This is a genomic window from Brevundimonas sp., from assembly GCF_031082345.1.
In the GTDB taxonomy this organism is placed as follows: domain Bacteria; phylum Pseudomonadota; class Alphaproteobacteria; order Caulobacterales; family Caulobacteraceae; genus Brevundimonas.
Genome location: NZ_JAVHLH010000363.1, coordinates 1 through 1,993 on the forward strand (window position 1 = coordinate 1; position 1,993 = coordinate 1,993).

General features: G+C 65.7%; 1 protein-coding gene. It reads right to left on the minus strand.

What is annotated here, in order from left to right:
- Positions 1-1,993: conjugal transfer protein TraG N-terminal domain-containing protein (locus RDU12_RS15315; protein WP_308685499.1), on the minus strand; the 1,993-nt coding region annotated here is incomplete at both ends.

Below are 1,993 nucleotides of genomic sequence, written 5' to 3' on the forward strand. Positions count from 1 at the left end.
GTGCGATCGACCCGATCCGTAAAGCCCTGAGACGAGAGCGTCTGACGGGCCGCGTTGAGCGCCTCCGTTTCGGACGCGCTTGCACTCGCCGAGGCCGAAACCGACGCGCTCGCACGGACCCCGCCCGTCACCCCTGTACCAAAGGCCTTCGCCCCGACACTGGCGTCGGCGTAGCCTTCCAGCGCGGCGCGCGCGGTCGCCTCCTGCGCAGTCTTGCGATCGTAGCCGTGTGTCCGTTGAAGGCTCTCCGAGACCTGGTCCATGACCTGATACATCGAGCCGTGGGTTTCGCGCTGTTCGCTTCCGACCGTGCGGTTGTTCGTTCGCGCATCCAGCCAGCTGTTGACCGCCTCGACCCCCTCGGCCCTCGTCCGCTGCCAGCCCTCGGTGTAGGATTGGCGCAGCGCCTGGCTCTCCTCCCGCCGCGTGGAAGCCGCCTCTACGGCCGCCGCGCTGATCCCTTCGGACATGCGCAGGTTGGCCGCCGTGTTCGACATCGAGGTCGTCAGCGTCATCGCGCCGCCGGCGCCCATCTCCACCCGGTTGAGGTTCTGATCGACAAAGCGATAATTGCCCTGGTCGACGTCCAGCGAGGTGTGCTGCCGGTTGCCCGACAGGTTGTTGAAGGAGTGGTTCTCGAAGGCCGTGTTGCCGAACGACAGGTTTCCAGTCGTTGCGGCTGCGCCCGCGGCCTCGGCGCCGCTTCTGAACTGTGAGAGCAGGGCTTCGCCTTGTCCGCCAACCGCCATCGCTCCGCGCGTCAGCATCCCGGCCAGGACCGGGATCATCATGGTCATCACGCCGGCGACGGCGGCAATGTCCGCGTTCACCGAGCTGATCGCTTCCAAGTTGGCGATCTTGATCCCCTGCGCCACGTCGGGGATGTAGGCGGCGGCCTGCGTCTTGGCGGCCGCGTTCCCCATCGCGATCTTGTGGACGATCACATACATGGGCCCCCAGAGCTGAAGATAGAGGAAGCCTGTCAGGTAGCCTTGGACCATGCGCGGCCCGAGGGCCGGCAAGAGGAAGGCCGGAAAGAGGATCGGGAACATCCCGATGAACAACAGATCCACCACGACACGGAGAATGACGATCGCCTTCTCCGCGACTCCCCCCAGGAGGGACTGCGTATTGCGCGTCTGCACTTCGGCCTGCGTCTCGGCCAGCGCGCCCATCGACTCCCCGCCCGCCTCGGCCGCGAAGCCCGTCACGCCGCGGCGGATTGAGTTGGCCATCAGCACCTGTTGGAAGGTCGACGTCGCGTCGCGCGCCGCCCCAACCATGATCGGGTGCAGCGTACCCATTTCCGACATCAGGGCGGTCTGCAGCTGGGCCTCAGGCAGGTCAGGCCGCGACCGGCGCTCGAAAAGGCGCATCGAGGACTGAATCGTCGCCGCCCACTCGCCGTTCATCCGCGAGGCGGCCACCGGGCAGGAGACAATCTCCCTCACCCCCGTCCCGCCCGTATACTCGACTGACCGCCCCGGGTTCGTTCCCTTGGTCTGGGTGATGTAGACCCAGAGATCATTCTGGCGCGCCAGCTCGCCGGCCGAATAGTGGCCGTCGAGGATGTCGTAATAGACGCAGCCCCGGATGAAGTTCCGCAGGTTTCCGTCGAAGCGCGGGTCCGCGATCTGGGCGGTGCGCAGCCGTTCGAACACCTTGGCGCCGTAGATCATTCCCGTTTTGGAGTATCGGTTGTCCTCCGGATCCCCGAAGGCCTGTTCCGTCAGGGTGATGACCCGGCTTCCGACCCGGCTCGTCAGGCTGGCCGTCATGCCGACCCCAAGCGGCACGTTGGCCACGTCCGCACCCGTTAGGCTCGGGTTGAAGACGTCGGTGACGTGGACCTGCACCTTCGGCACCCAGAGGACGCCATAGGTGATGAACGCGATCAGGAACCAGCGCAGGATCTTGCCGACGTTGAAGTCAAAGACGGCCTTCAGAATGCCCATCATCAGGCCAAGCACCATCGCCAGGCGCAGAAGGGAGG